The organism is Pseudoflavonifractor sp. An85 (assembly GCF_002161235.1).
Classification (GTDB): Bacteria; Bacillota; Clostridia; order Oscillospirales; family Oscillospiraceae; genus Enterenecus.
Map to the genome: position 1 here is coordinate 14,368 of NZ_NFHE01000016.1, position 22,298 is coordinate 36,665.

A 22,298-nucleotide genomic window follows, 5' to 3' on the forward strand; every position below is an offset into this window, starting at 1 on the left:
TTTTCGTCCTTTGTTGCTTACTCAAAGGAGGAATCACTGTGGTATTCCATGTGCTTAAGGCAATCAACAACAACATCGTCAGTTGCTTGGACGAGGCCGAACAGGAACACATTGTCATGGGCCGAGGTCTTGGCTTTGGCGTCAAGCAAGGCCAGTTGATCGATCAAGCGCGTGTAGAGAAGATTTTCAGCATCACAAATCCGGATAACCTGGATCAGTTGAAAGAATTGCTGTCTCGTTGTCCCCAGCCTCAGGTGGAGTTTTGTGCGGAACTGGTGGAGTATGCCAATCAGATTCTGGACCACCCCCTGAACGAAGGCATTTATCTGACCCTGTGTGACCACATATGCTTTGCCATTCGCAGAGCCCGGTCTGGCCTTGGTTTTACCAATGCCCTTCACACAGAAGTTCGCTTGTTTTACCCTCAGGAATACAACATTGGGTGCCATGCGCTGACGGAGATTCAGCGGCGCTTTGATGTCTCTCTGCCGCAAGATGAGGCTGCTTCCATTGCCCTTCACTTGGTCAATGCAGAACACGAGATGTCCTTGGGCATCACATTAAAGGTAACCCAGGCTTTGGGCCAGATGTTACACACGCTGGAATCCAATGAGAACTTTCACATTGATCGCTCTACTATTTACTACGATGAGTTCGTCATCCATCTGAAGTTCTTAGCTTTGGATCTGTACTCTCCCCGTAGCTCACATACGCCGGATGCCGCTTTTTCCGATTTGATCTTAGAGAGGTTCCCCCAGGATTATCACCTGGCAGAGCTGCTCACGAAAGAATTGGAGGAGGCCTGCGGCAATCAGTTATCTAAGGAACAAAAGGCCTATCTGGCCGTTCACCTACACCGCATCAACACAGGAAAAGAAGGAGTGAATGAAAATGGGACTGTTTGACAAGCTGCTGGGCAAGTCCACAAAAACGGAAGAGGAGGATCTGGTGATCTACGCTCCCATGGAAGGCGAGGCTGTTGCGATCAGCCAGGTCAATGACCCCACCTTCAGCGAAGAGATTCTGGGCAAGGGCGTTGCTGTTCGCCCCACTGGCACTCAGGTGGTAGCTCCCTGCGACGGCACCGTGGAAATGATGTTCGACACCGGCCACGCCGTGAGCCTGCAGGCTGCCAACGGCGCTGAGGTTCTCATCCATGTGGGTCTGGAGACCGTGAACCTGAAGGGCACCCACTACACCGTCCACGCTGCCAACGGCGACAAGGTCAAGAAGGGCCAGCTGCTCATTACCTTTGACCGCGAAGCCATTCAGGCCGACGGCTACGACACCATTACTCCCATGGTGATTTGCAACTCTGATAACTTCTCTCAGGTTGAGGCTCACACCGGCCCCGTCAAGCCCGGTGATCCTCTCGTCACCCTGAAGAAGTAATGAAAAAGAAGAAAAACTGAGGAGGATGAACATGACGCAAGGTTCTGGACTGCCGGTATGTCCCGGTGTGGCCATTGGCCCGGTTTATCTCTATCGAAAGGGTCAGGCTACCCTGCCCGTCTCCTGCGGCGACCCCGCTGTGGAGCAGCAGAAGTTTGATCAGGCCAAGGAAGTGGCCGTATCTCAGCTGCAGCATCTCGTGGATCACGCCACCAAGGAGCTGGGTGAGGAGCAGGCCATGATTTTGGATGTCCAGATGATGATGCTGGACGATCTGGACTACCTGGAGAGCATCCAGGGTATGATTCAGGACGGACAGAGTGCCGCTCAGGCTGTGAAGCAGACTGGTGAGGATTTTGCCGCTGCCTTCGCTGCTATGGATGACTCTTATATGCAGGCTCGTGCTGTGGACGTGCGTGACGTGTCCACCCGTGTGGTGAACATTCTCTGCGGCGGCAGCTCTGGCTTTGAGATGGATCAGCCCGGCATTTTGGTTGCCGAGGATCTGACCCCCTCTGAAACTGTTCAGCTGCCCAAGGACAAGATTCTTGCCTTTGTTACCCAGCAGGGTTCCGCCAACAGCCACACCGCCATTCTGGCCCGTATCATGGGCATTCCTTCCCTGGTGAAGGCTGACGTGGCTATGGATGAGTCCCTCAACGGCCAGACCATGGTTGTGGATTGCTTGGAGGGTGTTTACTACATCCAGCCCGACGACGAGACCATCAAGGTCATGACTGAGAAGCGTGAGAAGCTGATCCGTCGTCAGCAGGAACTGGAAGCCTACCGCGGCAAGCCTTCTGTGACCCGTAACGGCCAGAAGATCAAGCTGTTTGCCAACATCGGCAACCCCTCCGACGTGGAGCACGTCATCAAGGGCGATGCCGAGGGCGTAGGTCTGCTGCGCAGCGAGTTCCTCTACCTGGGCCGTGAGGACTATCCCACTGAGGACGATCTGTATCAGGCCTATCGCAAGGTTGTTGAGGGCCTGGAGGGCCGTCCCTGCGTGATCCGTACCCTGGACATCGGTGCTGATAAGCAGGCCGACTACTTCAACCTGGATGCCGAGGAGAATCCCGCTCTGGGTCTGCGTGGCATTCGTATCTGCATCCGCCGTCCTGAGGTGTTCCGCACCCAGATGCGCGCCATTTATCGTGCCAGCGCTCACGGCCCCGTCAGCGTCATGTTCCCCATGATCGCTTCTGTGTGGGAAGTCAAGCGCGTGCGTGAGATGTGCGACATGTTCCGCAAGGAGCTGGAGGAGCAGGGTGTTGCCGTGGGCGAAGTGGAGCACGGTATCATGATCGAGACTCCCGCTGCCGCTGTCATCAGCGACGAGCTGGCCAAGGTCGTGGACTTCTTCAGTGTCGGTACCAACGACCTGACTCAGTACACCCTGGCTGTGGACCGTCAGAACCCCATGCTGGAGGAGTTTGGCGATACCCATCACCCCGCCATCATGCGACTGCTGCGCATGATCGCCGAGAATGCTCACAAAGAGGGCATTTGGTGCGGCATCTGTGGCGAGCTGGGCGCCGATCCTTCTTTGACCGAAACATTCCTGGATATGGGATACGACGAATTGTCTGTCTCCCCCACCCGGGTGTTGGAATTGAGAAAAAAAGTTTGTGAAAGCGAGGGAAAACCCCAATGATTACCATCAATTATGTGATTCAAGATCCCCTGGGCATCCACGCCCGTCCCGCCGGCCAGCTGGCCAAGACCGCTGGTGCTCACCCCGACTGTGACATCAAGATCACCGTCAACGGTCAGACCGCCGATGCCAAGCGCATCATGGGCCTGATGAAGCTGGGCGCCAAGCAGGGCCACGCTCTCACCATCACCTGCGAGGGTGGCGATGAGGCTGCCGCTGCTGCCGCTATGGAGACTTTCCTGAAGGAAAATCTGTAAGACACAGCATCTTCTAAAATTGCATACTCCTTGCGTTCTTTTTGGGTGTAACTGGGTGGCCGCAGTGGGCGGCGGCCACCCCCAAAGAGGGCCGGATGAATCCGGCCCGCACATCTATTGAGGGAGGGTATCATTTTATGATGCGATTTTTACAACGCCTCGGTAAAGCTTTGATGCTGCCCGTGGCTGTCCTGCCCATCTGTGGTATTCTGATGGGTATCGGTTACTGGCTCTGCCCCGCCTACATGATGGGCGGCGCTGTTGCTGAGGGTCTGGGCTATGCTACTTCTGGTCTGGGCTACTCCATCGGCTTCTTCCTGATCAAGGCCGGTGGCGCTCTGATCGACAACATGGCCATTCTGTTCGCCATCGGTGTTGCCGTTGGTATGGCCGATGACAAGGAAGGCACCGCTGGTCTGGCTGGTCTGGTGTCCTGGCTGATGATCACCAACCTGCTGAGCACCGGCACTGTGGGCGCAGTTGCTCCTTTCATGCTGCCTGTGGACGCTGAGGGTGTCATCTCCACCACCAGCACCAACTACATTGCTTTCTCTAAGATTGCCAACCCCTTCATCGGCATTCTGGCTGGTCTGATCGCCGGTCTGTGCTACAACAAGTTTAAGAACACCAAGCTGCCTGACTGGCTGTCCTTCTTCAGCGGCAAGCGCAGCGTGGCCATCGTCACTGGTCTGGTTTCCATCGTGGTGTCCGTGATCCTGCTGTTCGTGTGGCCCGTGATCTTTGGTGCTCTGGTTGCTCTGGGCAAGGGCATTGCCAGCTTGGATGCTGTTGGCGCTGGCCTCTACGCCTTCTTCAACCGCCTGCTCATCCCCACTGGCCTGCACCACGCTCTGAACAACGTGTTCTGGTTCGACACCATCGGTCTGGGCGACCTGTCCAACTTCTGGGCTGGTAAGACCACCGCCGATGTGGACTGGAGCCTGGGTATGTACATGTCCGGCTTCTTCCCCTGCATGATGTTCGGTATTCCTGCTGCTGCTCTGGCTATGTATCACACTGCTAAGCCCGAGAAGAAGAAGGTTGCCATGGGCATTCTGCTGTCCGCTGCTATCGCTTCCTTCGTGTGCGGCGTGACTGAGCCCTTCGAGTTTGCCTTCATGTTCCTGGCTCCCGGCCTGTATGTTGTGTACGCTCTGCTGTACGGCATCTTCGTGGCTGTGACCACCGTGGTTGGCTTCCGCGCTGGCTTCTCCTTCTCCGCTGGTCTGACTGACCTGATCTTCTCCGCTTCTCTGCCCGCTGCTCAGAAGACCCTGCTGATCATTCCTCTGGGCATCGCTGCCGCTATCGTCTTCTACGTGGTGTTCCGCTTTGCTATCACCAAGTTCAACCTGAAGACTCCCGGCCGTGAGGACGACGACGATGAGGACGAGCAGAACGCTGTCCTGGCCAACAACGACTACACTGCCATTGCTAAGGCCGTGCTGGAAGGCATCGGCGGTGCTGCCAACGTGACTTCCGTGGACAACTGCATCACCAGACTCCGTCTGGAGGTTAAGGACTCCACCCTGGTCAACGAGAAGATGATCAAGGCTTCCGGTGCTGCCGGTGTCATCCGTCCCAGCAAGACCTCTGTTCAGGTCATCATTGGTCCTAAGGTCCAGTTCGTGGCTGACGAGTTCAAGAAGCTGGTTCACTAAGTTTCTACTTTAAATCACCCAAAAAGAACATATTTTTCGTGAGTTAGTTCTCACAGAAAATTCCCTGTCCTGCGGTCCACAGCAGGACAGGGATCTTTTTATGCCAAAGGGCTGCCCAGAATCTATCCGGGCAGCCCTTTTATCGTGTATCCAGCAAATGATGCTTAGAGGCCGTGGAAATGGACATACGCTTTTCTCCCACGGAGGCAAAGGATATAGTTGCGATATCACCCACGCGGTTTCGAATGATACCCTCCCCATAGGTTTTATGTCGAACCATATCTCCCGTTTGGAACCTCTGCTCTCCCCTTGTCTGCACAGCTTCTTGGAATTGAGGCGGAAATAGCTCTCGGGTAAAGCTGGAGGTAAGATCCTCCTCCTGAAAGGACAGCACCCACAACTCGTCCTTGGCCCGCGTCATGGCCACGTAAAACAGCCGTCGCTCCTCTTGGTAGAGATCGAACTGGTCCTCATCCTGGCCCACCTTGGGTACTTTGGGCAAAATCCCTTCCGCAACATCCATAAGAATGACGTGAGAATACTCAAGCCCCTTGCTGGAGTGGATGGTAGAGAGGGTGACATAGGCCTTCTCCCCTCCCCTTTCTCCCTCCCGCATCAGCCGGTATAGCTCTTGCAGCCGCTTCAGCAGATCCAGAGGAGTGGCCTCATATTGCCCCAACGTTTCCAGAATCTCCGCCTTATGCAGATCTCCCCCGCGTTCCTCCAAGTACTTTCCATACCCCATGTAATGCACAATGCGATAGATGGCCTGGTGGGCTGGTTGGGAGAGAAGACGATTGCAGTGGGTTTGGAGAGCCGCACACTGTTCTCGGGACCAGGGACTGAGCATGGAGCACTGGGAGAGAAACTCCAAAATGGTCAAGCCCTCCCCGGTACAGCGATTCACCGCCTCCACCGCTGCCACTCGACTAATTCCCGCCCCCAGCTTATAATAGATATCCAGAAACAGCGTGCCATCGCACGGCTGGGCAGCAAAGCGGATGATGTTACATAGATCCCGCACCACACGATGGGAGAAAAAGCCGCAGTCCACCTGCCGACACCGATATGGAATCCCCTGACGCTGGAACACATCAATCAGAGGAATGGCGCTGTCATTGTCCCGGTACAAGATGGCGACGGGGCGGGTGGCTTCCTTGGCCACCTTGGCCAGATAGGTGTATTGATTTTTCCGTTTCCACAGGAAAACTTTTCGGAGATTGGGCCCGCTTCGCCCGGTGGAAATCATCTGTTTGGGGTGACGGTTGGCATTTTTCTCGATGAACTTCTGCGCAGCGGATACGATCTCCTGGGTGGATCGGTAGTTGGTCTCCATATACAGAACCTTGGCATTAGGATAGTTTTTCTCAAAATGGAGCAACGCCTGGGGATACGCCGCTCGAAACCCATAGATACTCTGATCCTCATCCCCCACCAGAAATAAATTCTGGTGACTTTGCGCCAAAAGGGCGATGATGGCATGCTGAATTTTAGAGGTGTCCTGGGCCTCGTCTACACAGATATAGCGATACCGCTGCTGAAAATGGCGAAGCACTGGCGGGCATAGGCGCAAAATCTTCCGGGCGTACACCATCTGGTCGTCATAGTCCATCTTCTGCTGTTGCTGCAACGCCTTGGTGTAGGCCCGGTACAACGCCGGAAACTCTACCCCATCCACCTCCACTTGGTCCAGCTCCTCATCCCGGAGCATCTGGTTCTTGGTGTAGGTGATGGCGGTCTGAATGGACTTGATGGTGCTCTCTGTGGCGTACTCCTGAGTCAGTTGATGGTACAGCTGTCCCAACAAGGCCGTCTGTTCTCGAACATCCTCCATCAAGGCGTAGGCTTTCCGCCCCGTCATGCGCTCGTAGCAGGAAATGATACGGCTGCACACCCCGTTAATGGTGCGAAACTCCAAGCGCTGGGCATATTCTGGCCCAAACAAGGTGGCAAACCGTTGCCGCATATCCTGGGCTGCCGATACCGTATAGGTCATGGTGAGAATGGATTGGGGCGGAATCCCCTGGTCTAAAACCATGTATCCAATGCGGCTGACCAACACGGTGGTTTTACCACTCCCCGGAACTGCCAGCAGCAGCACCGGGCCATCCAGTGTCTGGACGGCCTGTTGCTGCTGCTGGTTTAGGGTCAAGTGGTAGGTATGTAAGAATTCCTTCAATGACATAGTTGACTCCGTTGACCGATATTAGGGATGGCAGGCTCCGCAGGGCGTGTATCCCTGCTCCACCAGTGCCTCTCGGCTTCCCTGGTAATCCTGACGATTCCCCTCTTTGATGGTCTCCACGCTGGAGCAGCCAGGCAGGTGGAACTTCTTGGAGCTGGTGTTGAGCACATACTGAGCTCCCACCTCTTGGGAGGGCATGGCTTCTTCCTCTAACCAGCTCTCCCCCGTCTCATACTTGATACCGACGCCAGGCTGCACGTTGTAGACATAGACATGGAAGCGCACCCCTTCTCCCCGGTCTTCTACGGAGTAGGCTTCCATCTGTACCCCGGAGGCCACCAGGTTGGCTCCCTGGAAGATGGGAGTAACCCGATACAGCACATGGTTTCCCGTCTCCTTCACATAGTCGGCCACTTCATTTTCAAAGGGAAGCATGCCCACCACATTGAGATAGCGAGTACCAGTGATGAGGTTTTCTTTGTTGGCGTTTTCCCCAGCCAGCTGGAAGCCGATGAGGTGACAGCGATTGTACAGATATCTGCCATCCACCACATCATAGGTTACCGTGTGCCAGCCACTGGGCTTCACCTGGCCGATTTCTCCCCGTTCTTCGGTGGGCATCAACTCTTTGCAGATGTTGGCGTAGGCCACACCACAGCGGCCCAGCTCATCCAAGGGAGAATACGTTTCAAAAGCCTGGGTGGTCCAATCCGACTCTTGGAATCCCGGTACATTGTCCTGTAACACCACATAGGGTTGCTGGTCATAGGGCGGGATGGAATCCAGAGTGATGGTTTCCGCAGGCTGAGTGGGAGAAGAACTCGGCTGGGTGGTAGCGGTGGGCTCAACTGTAGACGTGGGCAACGTGGCAAGGCTCTCACACCCCGTCAGCCACAGGCAGGCCAGCAGTGCCAGAATCAGAGTGGCAGCTCGCTTACTTTTCATGGCCAATCATCCCGCTGGCGGCCACAGCAGCCACAATGTTTTTCATCTGCTCCACTGGCTGCACCAGGGCAAAGCGCACATGTCCCTCTCCCAAGGGACCGAAGGCAGAGCCAGGTGTACACAAAAGGCCCGTGCGCTCCAAAAGCTCAAAGCAGAAGTCCACAGAGTTGTGATAGCCCTGGGGCACGGGGGCCCACACAAACATGCTGCCCTGGCTGTCGGGAACCTCCCAGCCAATGGAACGCAAACCACCACACAGAGCATCCCGGCGAGCCTGATACTCCGCACGATTGCGCTCCACACTCTCCTGGGGGCCGTTGAGGGCCGCAATGGCGGCGTACTGCACAGGCAGGAAAATTCCGTAGTCGATCTGAGAGCGCAGACGACGGAAGGTCTGGATTATCTCCCGATTACCCAGCACAAAAGAAATACGTGCACCCGTCAAGTTATAGGTTTTGGACAGGGAGTTGTACTCCACGCCCACATCCTTGGCCCCTTCATAGCTGAGGAAGGACTTTCCTTCCCGGCCATCAAAGATGATGTCCGAGTAAGCATTGTCGTGGATGATGATGATATCATTGGCCTTGGCAAAGGCGATAAGCCGGTGATAAAACTCGTCGGGTGCGGTGACACACACCGGGTTTGCCGGATAGGAGACCACCATCATCTTGGCCTTTCGGGCAATCTCCGGGTCGATAGCATCCAAGTCCGGCAGATACCCCTTCTCCTCCACCAAGGGATAGTGGACAATGTGAGCCCCACAAAGGGCCGGGCCCACTTCAAAAATGGGGTAACCGGGGTCGGGCACCATAACCACATCACCAGGATCGCACAGGGCCCAGCCAATATGGGTCAGCCCCTCTTGAGAGCCGTATACACTCATCAGTTCGTCCTTCACCAGATGTACCCCGTACCGGCGCTGATACCAGTTCTGCACCGCCTCCACCAGCTCAGGAAGCTCGGTGAGGGAGTAGCGGTAATTGGCCGGGTCCGAAGCCGCCTGAGCCAGAGCCTGCACCACGTGGGGCTCGGGGAGAAAATCCGGCGTGCCAATGGACAGGTTATACACGGGAAGGCCCTGAGCCAGACGCTGTTGACGGCGCTGATCCAAGACATTGAAAATACCAGGCTGGAATTCCTCCATACGCTGGGCAACTTTGCATTTCATGGTGACATTACCTCGATTTCTATTTCTCTGCAGTGATGGCGTCCAGGATGGGTTGATACACCCCTGCATCCTCGCTGACCAGCTGGAGGAACTGCTCTTCGTCCAGCACAGGCACACCCAGTTCATTGGCCTTGCGCAATTTGGAGCCTGCGGCCTCACCTGCAATGACGCAGCTGGTCTTTTTGGACACTGAACCAGATACCTTAGCCCCTAAGGCCTCCAGCATGGCCCCCGCTTCCTTCCGGGAGTTGCGGGACAACTCCCCGGTGAGCACGAAGGTCAGACCCGCCAGACGATCCCCCACGGGCGCGGCGGTACTCAGGGTGTTCACCCCTGCCTGAGCCAAGCTATGCATCAAGTGCTGGCTCTGGGGAGAGGCAAACCACTGGGTGAGATACTGGGCCGTGATGGGTCCGATGTCGTCAATGGCGGTGAGCTCCTCTGCACTGGCCTGGGCCAGCACCTCCAGAGAGCCAAACTTAGCAGCCAACACCTTGGCCGCCTTTTGCCCCACCTGGCGAATGCCAAAGGCAAAGAGTAGTTTGGACAAATCATTGGCCTTGGAGCGCTCAATGGCAGCAAGCAAATTCTCCGCCGACTTCTGGCCCATGCGCTCCAGCTCTGCCACCTGCTCCTGCTGCAAGGTATACAAGTCCGCCGAAGTACGCACCAGCCCTGCCTGCACCAAAGCCTCTACCACAGCTGGGCCCAGGCCCTCAATGTCCATAGCGTCCCGGCTGGCAAAATGGGTGAGATTGCGCAGCAGCTGAGCCGGACACTCTGCCCCCGTGCACCGCACGTGGGCGCCATCCTCGTCTCGCACCACCGGCGCACCGCACACCGGGCACTGCTGAGGCAGCTGATAGGGCACGGTGTCGGGAGGACGCTTAGCCGTGACCACCGACACGATCTCAGGGATGATCTCCCCCGCTTTCTGCACCACCACGGTGTCTCCGATGCGGATGTCTTTCTCCGTGATAAAATCCTGGTTGTGCAGGGTGGCATTGGTCACTGTGGTTCCCGCCAGACGCACGGGGTCCACCACCGCCTTGGGAGTGAGCACACCGGTGCGCCCCACTTGCACCACAATATCCCGTACCACACTTTCCTTTTGCTCCGGCGGATACTTATAGGCCGCAGCCCAACGCGGGAATTTTGCAGTCTCTCCAAGAGCGGTTCGATCTGTCAAGTTATTTACCTTTACAACCGCTCCATCAATGTCGAAGGGATACTTTTCTCGCTCATCCCCCAGCTTTTGAATGCTCTCCTGAATCTCCTGGATATCCGAAGTTTTCAAATAGTCAATGACTTTGAATCGCAATCCACGCAGATAGTCCAGGCTATCGCTATCTGTTGTAAAGGAAATTCCATTTACATCTTGAATATTGAAGATAAGAATATCCAGTCCACGGGAAGCCGCCACTTTGGGATCCAACTGTCGCATGGAACCGGCAGCAGCGTTACGAGGATTGGCAAACAGCTGCTCCCCCCTCAGCTCCCGCTCTTGGTTGAGCCGCTCAAAAGTCTTACGGGGCATATACACCTCGCCGCGGACGATGAGGGACTCCGGCGCTCCCTCCAAAACCATAGGAATGGAGCGGATGGTACGCAGATTTTCTGTCACATCCTCCCCCACCATGCCGTCTCCACGAGTGGCGCCGCGAACAAACACGCCGTTTTCATATTCCAGCGCCACAGACAACCCATCCACTTTGGGCTCCAGCAGATACTCCACTGGCTCCCCCTGAGAAATGCGGCGGTGAAAATCCAGGAGTTCCTCGGGAGAGAATACGTCCTGCAGAGACTGGAGCGGCACCCGGTGGGTCACCTGGGCAAAGCTGTCCAGAGCCTTCCCCCCTACCCGCTGGGTGGGAGAATCAGGGGTGATCCATTCCGGATGGGCCTGCTCCAACTCCTCCAGTTGCCGCAGCATGCGGTCATATTCAAAATCGGAGATGGTGGGTTGGTCCAAGACATAGTATTGATAATTGTGCTGGTTGAGCTCCTCCCGGAGCTTTTGGATTTGCTGCAAGGAATCCATATCCGTTGATCTCCTTTGTGTTGTGTTATCCCGTTTGCAAATAGCTATTGGGTACGGTCCCCAGAAAAATCGTCTCCGCCAAACACACCGTGGTATCCACGGTGACCGACGTGATCTCGCCGGGAATAAACAGGTGCACCGTCACAGAAACATCCATGAGCACCTGGTGGTGGGTCTGGTTGATCCCGGCGCTGTCAAACTGGTTGTAGACCTGGGTCACCACATCCCCCACGGAATCAATGGTAACCCGAAGTTTGGGGCCTAAACCCGAAAACAGCATCCAGCCTGTTAGATTGCCCAGAGGCACTCCCAATTGGCCGGAATCTAAATTTTCCAGCTGCTCCACTAAGGCCTGGGTAATATCATTTCTCAACTGTTGGATCACTGTGGTGCGCCCTGTCACCGTAATAGTCCCGTTCTCCTCTTGCTGGTGCATCTCCATCAGGTCATTGTAGCTTAATCCCTGCTGGCTCATACACTGCTCCACCACCTGAGACACCGTCACCGAGATAAGATTGGTGGCCTGACTTTTAGCCACAGTCTCCACCATGGGTCTCAAATGCTCGGAGAAAAAGGCAAAAACTCCCCAGACGAGCAAAAGTGCAATGACCGCAGGCAGCGCAACACGCTGCACCGGATGTTGTTTCCACCGTTTCCAGCGGCGTCGCAATGGCACCGACACGGGATCACCCCCGGAACCATGGTATGATTCCGGGGGCTTGATTCATTCACCGGCCCAACAATTCCTGGGCCGCCAACATTAAGCCGGCCTTTCCAGACTCATAGGTGAGGCCGCCTTGCAGGTACACCGTATAGGGCTCCCGCATGGGGGCATCCGCAGACAGCTCAATGGAAGCACCCTGGATAAAGGCACCGGCAGCCATAATCACTTGGCAATCGTAACCGGGCATATCCCAGGGTTCGGGGGTGACATAGGAATCCACCGGCGCACCAGACTGGATGCCTCGACAGAAGGCCTTGACCCCTTCCCCATTGCCCAAGTGGATCATCTGGATGATGTCATGGCGGGGGGCCAAAGAGTGGGGCTCGGTAGCATATCCCATCTGCTCCATAAGAGCGGCGCCAAACACGGCGGTTTTCAGAGCCTGGGCCACCGTGTGAGGGGCCATAAACAAGCCCTGATAGAGCAGGCGGTTGTTGCCCAAGGTGGAGCCGCACTCCTTGCCAATGCCCGGGCAGGTCAGACGCATGGCAGCCCCTTCGATGAGGTGGTGACGACCGGCCAGATAGGCACCTGTGGGGGCCAACCCACCGCCGGGATTTTTGATGAGAGAGCCCACCACCAGGTCGGCGCCCACGTGAGTAGGTTCCTTTTCCTCCACAAACTCCCCGTAGCAGTTGTCCACCAGAATGGCAACGTTGGGGTTGTGCTGGCGGATGATGTCACACATATGGCCAATCTCGTCCACCGACAGAGAGGCCCGGGTGGAGTAACCCTTGGAACGCTGAATGAGCACCGCTTTCACCTTGGGGTCAGACACCGCCTGAGCCAGCCCCTCCAGGTCAGGGGTGTTGTCCGGGGTCAGATCCACCTGACGGTACTCCACACCAAAGTCCTTCAAAGAGCCGGTACCCTTGTCGGTGACACCGATGACGCCCAACAGGGTATCATAGGGCGCTCCCACCGCAGACACCAGTACGTCACCAGGCCGCAGGCAGCCAAACAGCGCCGCAGAGATGGCATGGGTGCCGTTGACAAAGCCAATGCGCACCAGGGCATCCTCGGTGCCAAACAAGTGGGCGTAGATTTCATCCAGCTTATCCCGGCCCAGATCATCGTATCCATAGCCGGTGGTGCCGGCAAAATAGCTCTCCGCCACCCGGAACTGCCGGAAGGCGTCCAGCACCCGCAGGGTGTTGGCCTCTGCCACGGCGTCGATGCGGGCAAATTGTTCCTTCAGCGTCTCCTCGGCCTGACGGGCCAAGGTGCGCAACTGCTCTGAAAATTCCAAAGACATTTCACTTAACACTCTTTCTGTAAGGTTGTTTGGGCCAAAGCGGCCACCAAGTCAATGCAGGCCTGCACGTCTTGCATGGAAACCATTTCGCAAGGCGTATGGACATTGCGACAGGGAATGGAAATTCCCCCGGTACATACACCGCCACGGGTCTGATGGATGACCCCTGCGTCGGTACCCCCCGCCTGGATCACATCCCGCTGGGCTGCAATATGGTGCTCCTGGGCCAGATCCATCAGAAGGTTCACCATGTAGGGATGGCAGATCACCGACCGGTCCATCACCTTCACTGCTGCCCCTTTGCCGGCCAAACTGCTAGCCGTGTGCTTGGCCCCCGGCTGTCCGTCCTCGGATGTAACATCCACGGCTACGCCGTAGTGAGGATCAATGGACCAGGCGGCGGTTTTTGCACCTCGCAGGCCCACCTCTTCCTGGGTGGAAAAGACGAAATAGACGTCGTTGGGACAGTCCTGAAGCTTCTCCATGGCCTTCAAAAGCACCAGGCAGGAGATGCGGTTGTCCATATACGGGCCACTCATCATATTCTGCACTGAAACCACCGGGGTGTTGTACACAGCCACATCCCCAATCTGCACCAGCTGCTGGGCCTCTTCCTGGGAGGAAACACCAATGTCCAGGTACAGATCCGCCACGGTGCGCTTGCCCGGTGTGGATCCCACCTGAGCCGCAATGACGCCACAGGTGCCATTTTGGAATCGGACAGGGGTATTTACCACGGCATCGGCATGCACACCGCCGATAGCCCCCACCCGAAGGAAGCCTTTTTCATCAATGTGGGTCACCACCAGACCGATGCTGTCCATGTGAGCGGAGAACATCAGCCGTGGCCCCGGGCCCTTTTTATGGCATATCAGATTTCCCAGAGTATCCCGGGCGATCTCATCCACATAGGGATGAGCCAGTTGCTCAATCACCTGCGCCACCGCCCCCTCAGCGCCAGACGGGCCAAAGGCGGTGCACAGGGTTGTCAAAGTCTGTATCATCGTCGCATTTCGCTCCTTTTATCAGCTCTCTTGGGCCATCGTGTGCACGAACTGCCGGAGAAGCTCCAGCACTTGCTCCACGTCCTCCACCTTCACGGCGCTGCTGGGCCCATGGAGATAACGTACCGGCGCAGCAAGGCCTGCCACACGTACACCGGATTTGGTGCGTTGGATGGCTTTGGCGTCGGTGGTTCCCGCCACATAGTGCTTCAACTGCCAGGGAATCTGGTGCTGAGTGGCCACCTGCCGTAAGGTCTGGAACAACTCCCGGTCATAGATGGTCCCACGGTCCATCCAGGACAGCACCGGGCCTTTCCCACACCAGCACACCTGCTCCTGGGGTTCCTGAGTGGGCGCATCCGCCGCCGTAGTTCCCTCCACCACCAGAGCAATCTCCGGGGTGACGGAAAAGGCAGCCCCAAACGCTCCCCGGGCTCCCACTTCCTCTTGGACGGTAAACACCACCGTCACATCCATGGGCAGCTCCTGGCGCAGCAATTCCAGCAACACCGCACAGCCCACCCGATCGTCCAGCGCCTTGGCTTTGAGGAATCCATCCCCAAACTCCACGCAGTCGCTGACAAAAGCACAAGGGTCTCCCGGCTCCACCAACGCTTCCGCCTCTTCCCGGCTTCCAGCACCAATGTCAATGTAATAGTCCTCCAACTTGGGAACTTTCTTTCGCTCCTCCGCTGTGGTCATGTGGATGGCCTTCAGGCCAATGACCCCAGGCACGCCCTGGGCGCCAATGCGAACCTGCTTGCCCAGCAGAACCCGACGGTCAATTCCTCCCACGCAGACGAATTTCAGATACCCGTCCTCGGTGATGGAGCGCACCATCAGTCCCACTTCATCCATATGGGCACAGAGCATCAGCTTATTCCCCGTAGCCTTAGCGCCCTTTTTCAACACAATCAGGTTGCCCATGGTATCCACCCGCATGGCATCCACATAGGGCTTGGCCTGCTGAATCAGGTAGTCCCGGACAGCGTCCTCGTAAGAAGACACCCCGGGCAGCGCACACAGTTGTTTTAAGGTCTCCAACATCATACCTGCGCCGCCTCCTCTCCCAGATGCAGAGCAAAGGCAGATAGCAGCTGCGCCGTCTGCTCCAAATCCTCCAAGTCCACCACTTCTACGGGCGTGTGCATGTATCGAAGAGGCAGAGAGAGTACCGCCGTGGCAATTCCCTCGTTGCAAATTTGCATGCCCCAGGCGTTGGTACCAGTGTCTCCACCCATCACCTCTTTTTGCACGGCAATGCCCTGCTCCCGGGCCTTGTGCAACAGGCGCTGGGTCATCCAACGGGTCATATTGGGGCCAATCCCCACGGCTGGGCCGCCACCCAACTCATAGGCACGGCCTTTCCCGCTGTCCGGCGTTGCCCCATGGGTGACATCCACGGCCACACAAAAATCAGGGTTGATGGTCTGAGTGGCCACCACAGCCCCCATACCGCCAATCTCCTCCCGAGTACTGCCCAAAATGTACAAATCCACATCCAGCGGCTGGTCATGGAGCAGCTCCACCGCGCGCAGCAGAGCTACAAAACAGGCCCGGTCATCTAAGGAACCCGAGCAAATACGGCCACCGGCCAGCTCCAGGAAACAGTCCCGGAACACCATGAGCGTACCCACGGGGATTTCCCGTTCCACCTGTTCCTGCGTCAAGCCGGTATCCACCACATATTCCGACAGCGCCGGGGCCTTCTCCCGCTCCTCCTGAGAGAGAATATGGGGCGGCAGACAGGCGATAATCCCAAAACGCGGCGGCTGGGTGAGAATGGTCACCTCCCGGCCCGGCAGCATGCGTGGGTCTACCCCGCCCACCGATGCAAAGCGGAGAAATCCGTCCTCCGCCCCGGTGACCATAAGGCCGATTTGATCCAGATGGGCATCCAAAAGCAGCTTTTTGGCGTTGGGCTTTCCGCAGCGGCGCACGCCCACCACGCTGCCCAGGGTGTCCACCCACACCTCGTCCATCCAAGGCTCCAAAAGCTCCCGGGCCACCTGGGCCACCGGCGCTTCATACCCCGAAGGGCCGCCCGTCTGGCAAAGGCGTTTGAGCTGATCTAAGGTATTCAAGGGGCGTTCACTCCCTCCAGGGCATTGACATACTGCTTAAACTTGTTGCCCCGCTCCTCAAAGTTGCGGAAACAGTCAAAGGATGCACTGGCCGGCGAGAGAATCACCACATCCCCATCTGTGGCCACCTGGTGGGCGGTGTGCACCGCCCGCTCCAAGTTGTCGCAGCGGATGATCTGGGGGGCTCCCTCCTGGTAGCCCTCCGCCTGCAGGGTGGCCTGCTGAATTTTATCCGCTGTAGCACCCGTCAAAATCAGGCATTTGACGGCCCGGACAATCTCAGGGCCCAGCACATCGTAGGGAATGTGCTTATCGTATCCACCTGCAATGAGGATCACCTTTTCCTGGAACGAGCACAGTCCAGCCATGGTACGGGTGGGGCTGGATGCGATGGAGTCGTTGTAGTAGCGCACCCCGTCCAGCTTGCGCACCAGTTCAATGCGGTGGGGCACGCCGCCAAAGGACTTGGCATACGCCCGGATGGTCTCGTCAGACACCAGCCCATCCACCGCGGCGATGGCAGCCATATAATTTTCCAGGTTGTGCACGCCGGGAATGAGAATGTCGTCGGCAGCCAGCACGGGACGGGTGCAATAGCACACCATGCCGTCTCGCACGCATACGCCCCGCTCCAGGTACTTTTTCCGGCTGAACAACGTGACCTCTCCCCGGGCATCCTGGGCAAACCCGGCAGTGATCTCGTTGTCTGCATTGAGCACCAGTTTGTCTCCAGTGTCCTGATAGGCAAAGATGTTTCGCTTGGCCTGGATATACTCCTCCATATCCTTATGGACATCCAGATGGTTGGGGGACAAATTGGTGATCACCGCCACGTTGGGGCTCTGGCGCATGGTCATAAGCTGGAAGGAGGACAGCTCCAGCACCACCATATCGTCGGGGCGAATTTCATCCACCTCACACAGGAGAGGATGTCCAATGTTTCCGCCCACAAAGGTGCGATAGCCCGCTGCTTTGAGCAGACCTGCAATAATGGTAGTGGTGGTGGTTTTCCCGTCCGAACCAGTGACCGCAATCACGCTGCAAGGGCACAGCTCCAAAAATGTCTCCATTTCTGAGGTCAGCTGAGCGCCTGCCTCCACAGCGCGGGCAATCTCCGGCAGGTCCGGACGCACACCAGGGGTGCGAAAAATCACATCTGCACCTTCCAGGCCGCTGAGGTAATCCGGTCCCAGGCTGGCCTTCAAGCCCTTAGCTTCCAGCTCTGCCAAACCGTCAAAATCCTCGCGTTCCCGCTTATCACACACCCGAACTTGCAGTCCGGCCTCTAACATTTTCTTGACCAATGGGGCATTGGAAACCCCCATGCCGATGACGGCAATCTTTTTCCCCTTGAGCGAGTTCAAGTAATCCATGAGAATCGATTGCATTGACCTCTGCCTCCTTTTCCCTTTCGGAGTAAATGACATCAGGATATTATAACGCATAAACTCCCATTTGACAATCATACAAAGTTAGAGTACAATCATGGAGCAAGTGGGCTGGACAGCCGCGTGGGCAGGTCGAAAGGCCGTCCATGAGGAAAGTCCGGGCTCCGTAGGGCAAGGATAACGGGTAACGCCCGCCGAAGGCGACTTCAGGAAAAGTGCAACAGAGATATACCGCCTTAGTCTATATGGCCCTCGAAAGAGGGGCGGGGGCTAAGGTAAGGGTGGAAAGGCGGAGATAAGCGCCCGCCCGATGACTGGGAACTGCTCATCGCTGTAAACTCTATCCGGAGCAACACCGTGGAAACGCACATAGGTCGGCCCGGCCGCGTTGAGGAGGTGGCTGGAGCGCAGGGGCAACGCTGCGCCTAGATAGATGGCTGTCTTAAAGGACAGAACCCGGCTTACAGGCCCACTTGTGCCATAAAACAGCTCGCTGATATTTAGCGAGCTGTTTTCTTTTCTCTTGACAGGTGAAAAAAAACCGTTATAATGAAATGCGCAATTCCATACAGACAGTTCGGAACCATCCTGTCTCTAAACAAAACTACGGGAAAACCACAACCCACAGTTGTGGTGCGCTTTTGTGCGCAATTTGGATGGTGTACTCATGTGTGAGTACACCATATTTTTTTGCTCTTTGGAGGGATCACGGTGGAACTCAGTCGCTATTCTGTCATCAACGATAAAAATCCGCGGGAAATTGTCCTGCTGCGCGGGAGAGGATGCGCGTGGAAACGGTGCCGGTTTTGCGACTACCACTTGGATGCCTCCATGGACGAGGACGCCAATCTGGCTCTCAACCGGGAAGCTCTGTCCCACGTCACAGGGGAATTTCGCCGTTTGGAAGTCATCAACTCCGGCTCCTTTGCCGAGCTCCATCCCTCTACCCTGTTGGAAGTAGACCGGGTGTGTCAGCAACGCGGCATCCGAGATCTTCACGTAGAGAGCCACTGGTTATTTCGCAAAACCTTGCCTGGACTGCGAGAGCATTTTGCCAACCTGGGCGTTACCCTCCACGTGAAAATTGGGGTGGAGACCTTCGACGCGGCCTATCGGGAGCAAGTGCTGGACAAGGGCATTGACGAAACCGATCCCGCCATCATCGCCGCCCCCTTTGACGAGTGTTGCCTGCTCTTCGGTCTCACCGGCCAAAGCGTGGAGAGCATGAAGCAGGACGTGGAAACGGGTCTAGCTCACTTTCACCGGGTTTGTATCAACATCATGGTTCCCAACACCACTCCTATTGTGCCAGATTTGGCGGTGCGGGACGCCTTTGTGCGGGAGATCTATCCTCTGTACAAGGATAACCCCAGAGTGGACATTCTGTTGGATAACACAGACTTTGGTGTAGGAGAGAAATTATGAGAAATGAACTACTTTTGATCGTCACCCTTTTGGTCCTATACGGCTCGGTGCTGCTGTGGTTTGCCCTGTTTGGCACCAGTGGTTTGATGGCATTTACTGTCTTTGCCACCATTGCCGCCAACATCGAGGTTTTAATTCTGGTGCAAGCCTTCGGGATGGAAATGACCTTGGGAAACATCCTCTTTGCCACCACCTTCCTGGTCACCGACATTCTCAGCGAGATTGCAGGAAAAAAGCAGGCCCAACAGGCGGTGTGGATTGGCATTGCAGCCAACATTCTCTTTGTGCTGGTCTCCCAGTCCTGGCTTATGTACATCCCTTCCGTCAACGACTGGGCCACACTCCCCATGCGAGATATTTTCTCCAATACTCCCCGGCTGATGCTGGCCTCCCTGGCGGTGTACGCCATCGTCCAGGTCTTTGATGTGTGGCTATACCATAAGTGGTGGGCCTTCACCCAGCGCCTCAGCGGAGATCGGCGGGCCTACCTGTGGGTGCGCAACAACGGCTCCACCTTGGTCTCCCAGCTGCTCAACGCCGTTTTGTACACCGTATTTGCCTTCTACGGAATGTATGACATTCCCACGCTGGTATCCATCGTCCTCTCCAGCTATGTCATCTTCATTTTCACCTCCCTGCTGGACACCCCCATTGTATACTGGGCTCGTCTCATTCACGAGAAAAAGAACCCTGCATAAACCAGGCCGAACCCCTCCACAATGGAATTTGTGGGGGGGTTCGATTTTCTTTTCTCAATTCTCCCCCTTGCTTTTTTTCTCATTTGCAGTTACAATGGTTCCAGCGAAAGAAATTCGCCCAAAAACGCCATAAGGAGGACTTCTAGGCATGAGCGAAGAATTTGGACCTGATTTCGTCACCGTCACCGACGAGGACGGCAACGAATTTGAATTGGAGCATCTGGGTACACTGGAGCACAAGGGCAACACCTACATGGCCTTTGTACCTGCTGATATGGACGAAGACGACGAGGACTTTGGTCTCATCCTTCTGCGCGTGGCCGAAGAAAACGGCGAGCAGATCCTGGCTGATATCGACGACCAGAGCGAACTGGACGAGGTCTACGAGCAGTTTGTGGAGACCTTGTTCGACGATTCCGAAGAGGAGTCTGAGTAATCAAAGAATTCCCTGCCTTGTCTCGTGACCGCTCTTTTAAAACCCACATCTCTTAAACGGGATGTCCCCTCACCTGGTGGAACGCAGGCCTCCCGGACCTCTTCGCGAGGATTTGGACGTTGGAAGTGTGGAACCCAGGTGGAGACAACCCACCTGCATTTGCGTGCAGGTTTTTAATTGGGCGGCACGGCTATGGCGGGGACTTTTTTCAGCGATGCAGAAAAGGAATCTGCATCGCTTTTTGCATGTTTGGAGCCTGCGTATTTTGATTTTCCTTGCATGCTCTCACCCACCGTGCTATAATATCTCCATTCGGCACATTCTCCTATCCGGACGATATGCCTTCCCTATACCCGGGAATACCATTGAAAACTTGAGAGGATTGATACCATGAGCGCATCCAGAGAGAAGAAGCAGCGCCAGAGCGTTGCCCCTTCTGACAAGAACGCGAAAGCCCGTTCCGAACAGGCAGCTTACAAACGAAAAGTCCGCACCTATACGGCCATCGGTGTGGTTGTCGCCATTTTGGTTGCCGCCCTTCTCACTTGGAACTCCGGCATTTTCCAGCGCAACGCCACCGCTGCCACGGTAGGCGATACCAAAATCAGTGTGGCAGAAATGAGCTACTACTACAACGGCATCCGCTCCGCTTATGCCAATTACGGCATCATCGACACCAGCAAGTCTGACAGCGAGCAGATGTACAATGAAGAGGAAGGCACCACCTATCGGGACTACTTCATGGAGAATGCTCTGACCCAGGCTCAAACTACCAAGGCCCGTTATGATGCCGCCCTGGAGGCCGGTTACACCGAGGCAGATATCCAGGAGGATCTGGACGAGACCATCCAGTACTACAAGGACTCCGCCGCCTCTTCCGGCATCACTTATGAGTCCAGCCTGCGCTCCATGTATGGTCGTTATATTACCGTGGGCACCTTCGAGGATATTTTGTCCCAGTCCCTGTTGGCCACCAAGTATTACAATGATACCGTGGAGAAAACCTCCGATGGCTACACCGACGATCAGCTCAACGAGTATTATCAGGAGCACAAGGACGATGTGGACACCTTCGAGTACTCCTACCTCTACTTCAAGGCGGATACTGTGAAGGAGACCGATGACGAAGGCAATGCCCTGAGCAACGATGAAATCACCAAGCTCAAGGAAGAAGCCATGACCAAGGCCAAGGAGGAAGCCGAGAAGGCCCTGGCCTCTTATAAGGATGGCCTGCTGGTGACCAAACTCATCACTGAGACCTCTCCCGATGCCTCTGGCGACCACACCACCGTGGTGGGCACCAGCTCTATCACCAGCGCCTATAAGGACGAACTGCTGAAGCTGGAAGAGAACGGCGCTACCGTGGTGGAGAGTGCCGACACCGGTTACTATCTGGTAATCTTCCACAAGCGTTATCAGGACACCTCTACCCCCGCCACCATCCGTGACATTCTCATCCAGGCTGAGACCACCACCGACGAAGATGGCAACGCGGTGGCTCCCACCCAGGAGGCTTGGGATGCTGCCAAGACCAAGGTGGACGAGGTTATGGCCAAGTGGGAAGAGAGCGACAAGACCGCCGAGGCCTTCGGCGAACTGGCTGCCTCCTATTCCGCCAGCAACACTTCTTCCAACGGCGGCATCTCCACTGGCGTGAAGTCTGGCTCTCTCACCGACGACCGGGACACCTGGCTGTTTGAAGAAGACCGCACTGCCGGTGATGTGACCACCACCAAGCACGAAGGTGACACCAGCTCCTCCTCTTCCTATTGGGGCTATCACATCACCTACTTCCAGGAGTGGGAAGAAGAGTCCTGGAAACAGACCGTCCGCTCCGCTCTCACCAGCGATGCTATGACCGAGTGGTCTGAGAAGCTGCTGGAGGGTGACGCCTACGCCGTGGCTGAGGCTGACGGTGCCAAGTACTTCGGCTATTAAGTCTACACAGGTACGTTTCCCCGGCGCAAAAGCGCCGGGGAAA

General features: G+C 56.2%; 19 protein-coding genes and 2 other RNA genes. 11 read left to right on the forward strand and 10 right to left on the reverse strand.

The window, feature by feature from the left end; genetic code table 11:
• Nucleotides 1–38: 38 nt before the first annotated feature.
• The 5 genes from B5G37_RS08675 to nagE all read left to right on the forward strand — a co-directional run bounded on the left by B5G37_RS08675 (nucleotide 39) and on the right by nagE (nucleotide 4,964).
• On the forward strand, nucleotides 39–905 hold the full coding sequence (locus tag B5G37_RS08675) for a PRD domain-containing protein (protein WP_087256508.1): 867 nt from the start codon (nucleotides 39–41) through the stop codon (nucleotides 903–905).
• Nucleotides 892–1,392 carry a PTS glucose transporter subunit IIA gene (locus B5G37_RS08680; RefSeq protein WP_242962836.1) on the forward strand — a complete coding sequence of 167 codons (501 nt, stop codon included), beginning with the start codon at nucleotides 892–894 and terminating at the stop codon, nucleotides 1,390–1,392. The genes B5G37_RS08675 and B5G37_RS08680 overlap by 14 nt, the downstream gene beginning before the upstream one ends.
• Nucleotides 1,393–1,423: 31 nt before the next feature.
• Nucleotides 1,424–3,046, forward strand: coding sequence for a phosphoenolpyruvate--protein phosphotransferase (gene ptsP / locus B5G37_RS08685; RefSeq protein WP_087256514.1), 1,623 nt, complete (start codon nucleotides 1,424–1,426; stop codon nucleotides 3,044–3,046).
• The gene (locus B5G37_RS08690) at nucleotides 3,043–3,303 is read left to right on the forward strand and encodes an HPr family phosphocarrier protein (RefSeq protein ID WP_087256516.1); all 261 of its coding nucleotides are present in this window, start codon (nucleotides 3,043–3,045) and stop codon (nucleotides 3,301–3,303) included. The genes ptsP and B5G37_RS08690 overlap by 4 nt, the downstream gene beginning before the upstream one ends.
• A 137-nt stretch (nucleotides 3,304–3,440) precedes the next feature.
• Complete coding sequence (gene nagE, locus B5G37_RS08695; protein ID WP_087256518.1) at nucleotides 3,441–4,964, forward strand: N-acetylglucosamine-specific PTS transporter subunit IIBC; 1,524 nt, start codon at nucleotides 3,441–3,443, stop codon at nucleotides 4,962–4,964.
• Nucleotides 4,965–5,103: 139 nt separating this feature from the next.
• Here nagE and B5G37_RS08700 read toward each other — a convergent pair whose 3' ends face one another.
• The 10 genes from B5G37_RS08700 to murD are packed head-to-tail and all read right to left on the reverse strand — an operon-like array spanning nucleotide 5,104 to nucleotide 17,758.
• Nucleotides 5,104–7,149 carry an ATP-dependent helicase gene (locus tag B5G37_RS08700; RefSeq protein ID WP_087256520.1) on the reverse strand — a complete coding sequence of 682 codons (2,046 nt, stop codon included), beginning with the start codon at nucleotides 7,147–7,149 and terminating at the stop codon, nucleotides 5,104–5,106.
• Nucleotides 7,150–7,170: 21 nt separating this feature from the next.
• Entirely contained in the window at nucleotides 7,171–8,094 is a 924-nt protein-coding gene (locus B5G37_RS08705; protein WP_087256522.1) for a DNA/RNA non-specific endonuclease, read from the reverse strand.
• The gene (locus B5G37_RS08710; RefSeq protein WP_087256523.1) at nucleotides 8,084–9,262 is read right to left on the reverse strand and encodes an aminotransferase class I/II-fold pyridoxal phosphate-dependent enzyme; all 1,179 of its coding nucleotides are present in this window, start codon (nucleotides 9,260–9,262) and stop codon (nucleotides 8,084–8,086) included. Before B5G37_RS08710 ends, B5G37_RS08705 begins: the two co-directional genes overlap by 11 nt.
• Nucleotides 9,263–9,281: 19 nt before the next feature.
• Nucleotides 9,282–11,303, reverse strand: coding sequence for an NAD-dependent DNA ligase LigA (ligA, locus tag B5G37_RS08715; protein WP_087256527.1), 2,022 nt, complete (start codon nucleotides 11,301–11,303; stop codon nucleotides 9,282–9,284).
• 25 nt (nucleotides 11,304–11,328) lie between these two features.
• Complete coding sequence (gene yunB, locus B5G37_RS08720; RefSeq protein WP_158099381.1) at nucleotides 11,329–11,985, reverse strand: sporulation protein YunB; 657 nt, start codon at nucleotides 11,983–11,985, stop codon at nucleotides 11,329–11,331.
• A gap of 46 nt (nucleotides 11,986–12,031) precedes the next feature.
• Complete coding sequence (locus B5G37_RS08725) at nucleotides 12,032–13,282, reverse strand: methionine gamma-lyase family protein (protein ID WP_087256531.1); 1,251 nt, start codon at nucleotides 13,280–13,282, stop codon at nucleotides 12,032–12,034.
• A gap of 5 nt (nucleotides 13,283–13,287) precedes the next feature.
• Nucleotides 13,288–14,286 (reverse strand): M42 family metallopeptidase, encoded by a 999-nt coding sequence (locus B5G37_RS08730; protein ID WP_087256533.1) that lies wholly within the window; start codon nucleotides 14,284–14,286, stop codon nucleotides 13,288–13,290.
• 21 nt (nucleotides 14,287–14,307) lie between these two features.
• Nucleotides 14,308–15,336 carry a M42 family metallopeptidase gene (locus tag B5G37_RS08735; RefSeq protein WP_242962837.1) on the reverse strand — a complete coding sequence of 343 codons (1,029 nt, stop codon included), beginning with the start codon at nucleotides 15,334–15,336 and terminating at the stop codon, nucleotides 14,308–14,310.
• Nucleotides 15,333–16,370 carry a M20/M25/M40 family metallo-hydrolase gene (locus B5G37_RS08740; RefSeq protein WP_242962839.1) on the reverse strand — a complete coding sequence of 346 codons (1,038 nt, stop codon included), beginning with the start codon at nucleotides 16,368–16,370 and terminating at the stop codon, nucleotides 15,333–15,335. Before B5G37_RS08740 ends, B5G37_RS08735 begins: the two co-directional genes overlap by 4 nt.
• The gene (murD, locus tag B5G37_RS08745; RefSeq protein WP_087256535.1) at nucleotides 16,367–17,758 is read right to left on the reverse strand and encodes a UDP-N-acetylmuramoyl-L-alanine--D-glutamate ligase; all 1,392 of its coding nucleotides are present in this window, start codon (nucleotides 17,756–17,758) and stop codon (nucleotides 16,367–16,369) included. The genes B5G37_RS08740 and murD overlap by 4 nt, the downstream gene beginning before the upstream one ends.
• Before the next feature lie 103 nt (nucleotides 17,759–17,861).
• Here murD and rnpB point away from each other — a divergent pair.
• The 6 genes from rnpB (at nucleotide 17,862) to B5G37_RS08775 (ending at nucleotide 22,255) form a co-directional block, all read left to right on the forward strand.
• Nucleotides 17,862–18,238: RNase P RNA component class A (gene rnpB / locus B5G37_RS08750), an RNA gene on the forward strand.
• Nucleotides 18,239–18,469: 231 nt separating this feature from the next.
• Nucleotides 18,470–19,183, forward strand: coding sequence for a radical SAM protein (locus B5G37_RS08755; RefSeq protein ID WP_343229704.1), 714 nt, complete (start codon nucleotides 18,470–18,472; stop codon nucleotides 19,181–19,183).
• Complete coding sequence (locus B5G37_RS08760) at nucleotides 19,180–19,881, forward strand: queuosine precursor transporter (RefSeq protein ID WP_087256538.1); 702 nt, start codon at nucleotides 19,180–19,182, stop codon at nucleotides 19,879–19,881. Before B5G37_RS08755 ends, B5G37_RS08760 begins: the two co-directional genes overlap by 4 nt.
• 148 nt (nucleotides 19,882–20,029) lie before the next feature.
• A complete protein-coding gene (locus tag B5G37_RS08765; protein ID WP_087256540.1) occupies nucleotides 20,030–20,317 on the forward strand; it encodes a DUF1292 domain-containing protein in 288 nt (95 codons plus the stop codon).
• Nucleotides 20,318–20,323: 6 nt separating this feature from the next.
• A non-coding RNA gene (ssrS, locus tag B5G37_RS08770) (6S RNA) lies at nucleotides 20,324–20,523 on the forward strand.
• Between the two features lie 184 nt (nucleotides 20,524–20,707).
• Nucleotides 20,708–22,255, forward strand: coding sequence for a SurA N-terminal domain-containing protein (locus tag B5G37_RS08775; RefSeq protein WP_087256542.1), 1,548 nt, complete (start codon nucleotides 20,708–20,710; stop codon nucleotides 22,253–22,255).
• Nucleotides 22,256–22,298 lie beyond the last annotated feature (43 nt).

Excerpts from the sequence above, each read along its gene's own strand:
- B5G37_RS08725 (WP_087256531.1), bottom strand. The coding sequence starts at position 13,282 with ATGTCTTTGGAATTTTCAGAGCAGTTGCGCACCTTGGCCCGTCAGGCC.
- B5G37_RS08710 (WP_087256523.1), bottom strand. The coding sequence starts at position 9,262 with ATGAAATGCAAAGTTGCCCAGCGTATGGAGGAATTCCAGCCTGGTATT.
- B5G37_RS08760 (WP_087256538.1), top strand. The coding sequence starts at position 19,180 with ATGAGAAATGAACTACTTTTGATCGTCACCCTTTTGGTCCTATACGGC.
- B5G37_RS08730 (WP_087256533.1), bottom strand. The coding sequence starts at position 14,286 with ATGATACAGACTTTGACAACCCTGTGCACCGCCTTTGGCCCGTCTGGC.
- B5G37_RS08705 (WP_087256522.1), bottom strand. The coding sequence starts at position 8,094 with ATGAAAAGTAAGCGAGCTGCCACTCTGATTCTGGCACTGCTGGCCTGC.
- B5G37_RS08680 (WP_242962836.1), top strand. The coding sequence starts at position 892 with ATGGGACTGTTTGACAAGCTGCTGGGCAAGTCCACAAAAACGGAAGAG.
- B5G37_RS08775 (WP_087256542.1), top strand. The coding sequence starts at position 20,708 with ATGAGCGCATCCAGAGAGAAGAAGCAGCGCCAGAGCGTTGCCCCTTCT.
- B5G37_RS08735 (WP_242962837.1), bottom strand. The coding sequence starts at position 15,336 with ATGATGTTGGAGACCTTAAAACAACTGTGTGCGCTGCCCGGGGTGTCT.
- ligA (WP_087256527.1), bottom strand. The coding sequence starts at position 11,303 with ATGGATTCCTTGCAGCAAATCCAAAAGCTCCGGGAGGAGCTCAACCAG.
- ptsP (WP_087256514.1), top strand. The coding sequence starts at position 1,424 with ATGACGCAAGGTTCTGGACTGCCGGTATGTCCCGGTGTGGCCATTGGC.
- B5G37_RS08700 (WP_087256520.1), bottom strand. The coding sequence starts at position 7,149 with ATGTCATTGAAGGAATTCTTACATACCTACCACTTGACCCTAAACCAG.
- B5G37_RS08690 (WP_087256516.1), top strand. The coding sequence starts at position 3,043 with ATGATTACCATCAATTATGTGATTCAAGATCCCCTGGGCATCCACGCC.
- B5G37_RS08765 (WP_087256540.1), top strand. The coding sequence starts at position 20,030 with ATGAGCGAAGAATTTGGACCTGATTTCGTCACCGTCACCGACGAGGAC.
- murD (WP_087256535.1), bottom strand. The coding sequence starts at position 17,758 with ATGCAATCGATTCTCATGGATTACTTGAACTCGCTCAAGGGGAAAAAG.
- nagE (WP_087256518.1), top strand. The coding sequence starts at position 3,441 with ATGATGCGATTTTTACAACGCCTCGGTAAAGCTTTGATGCTGCCCGTG.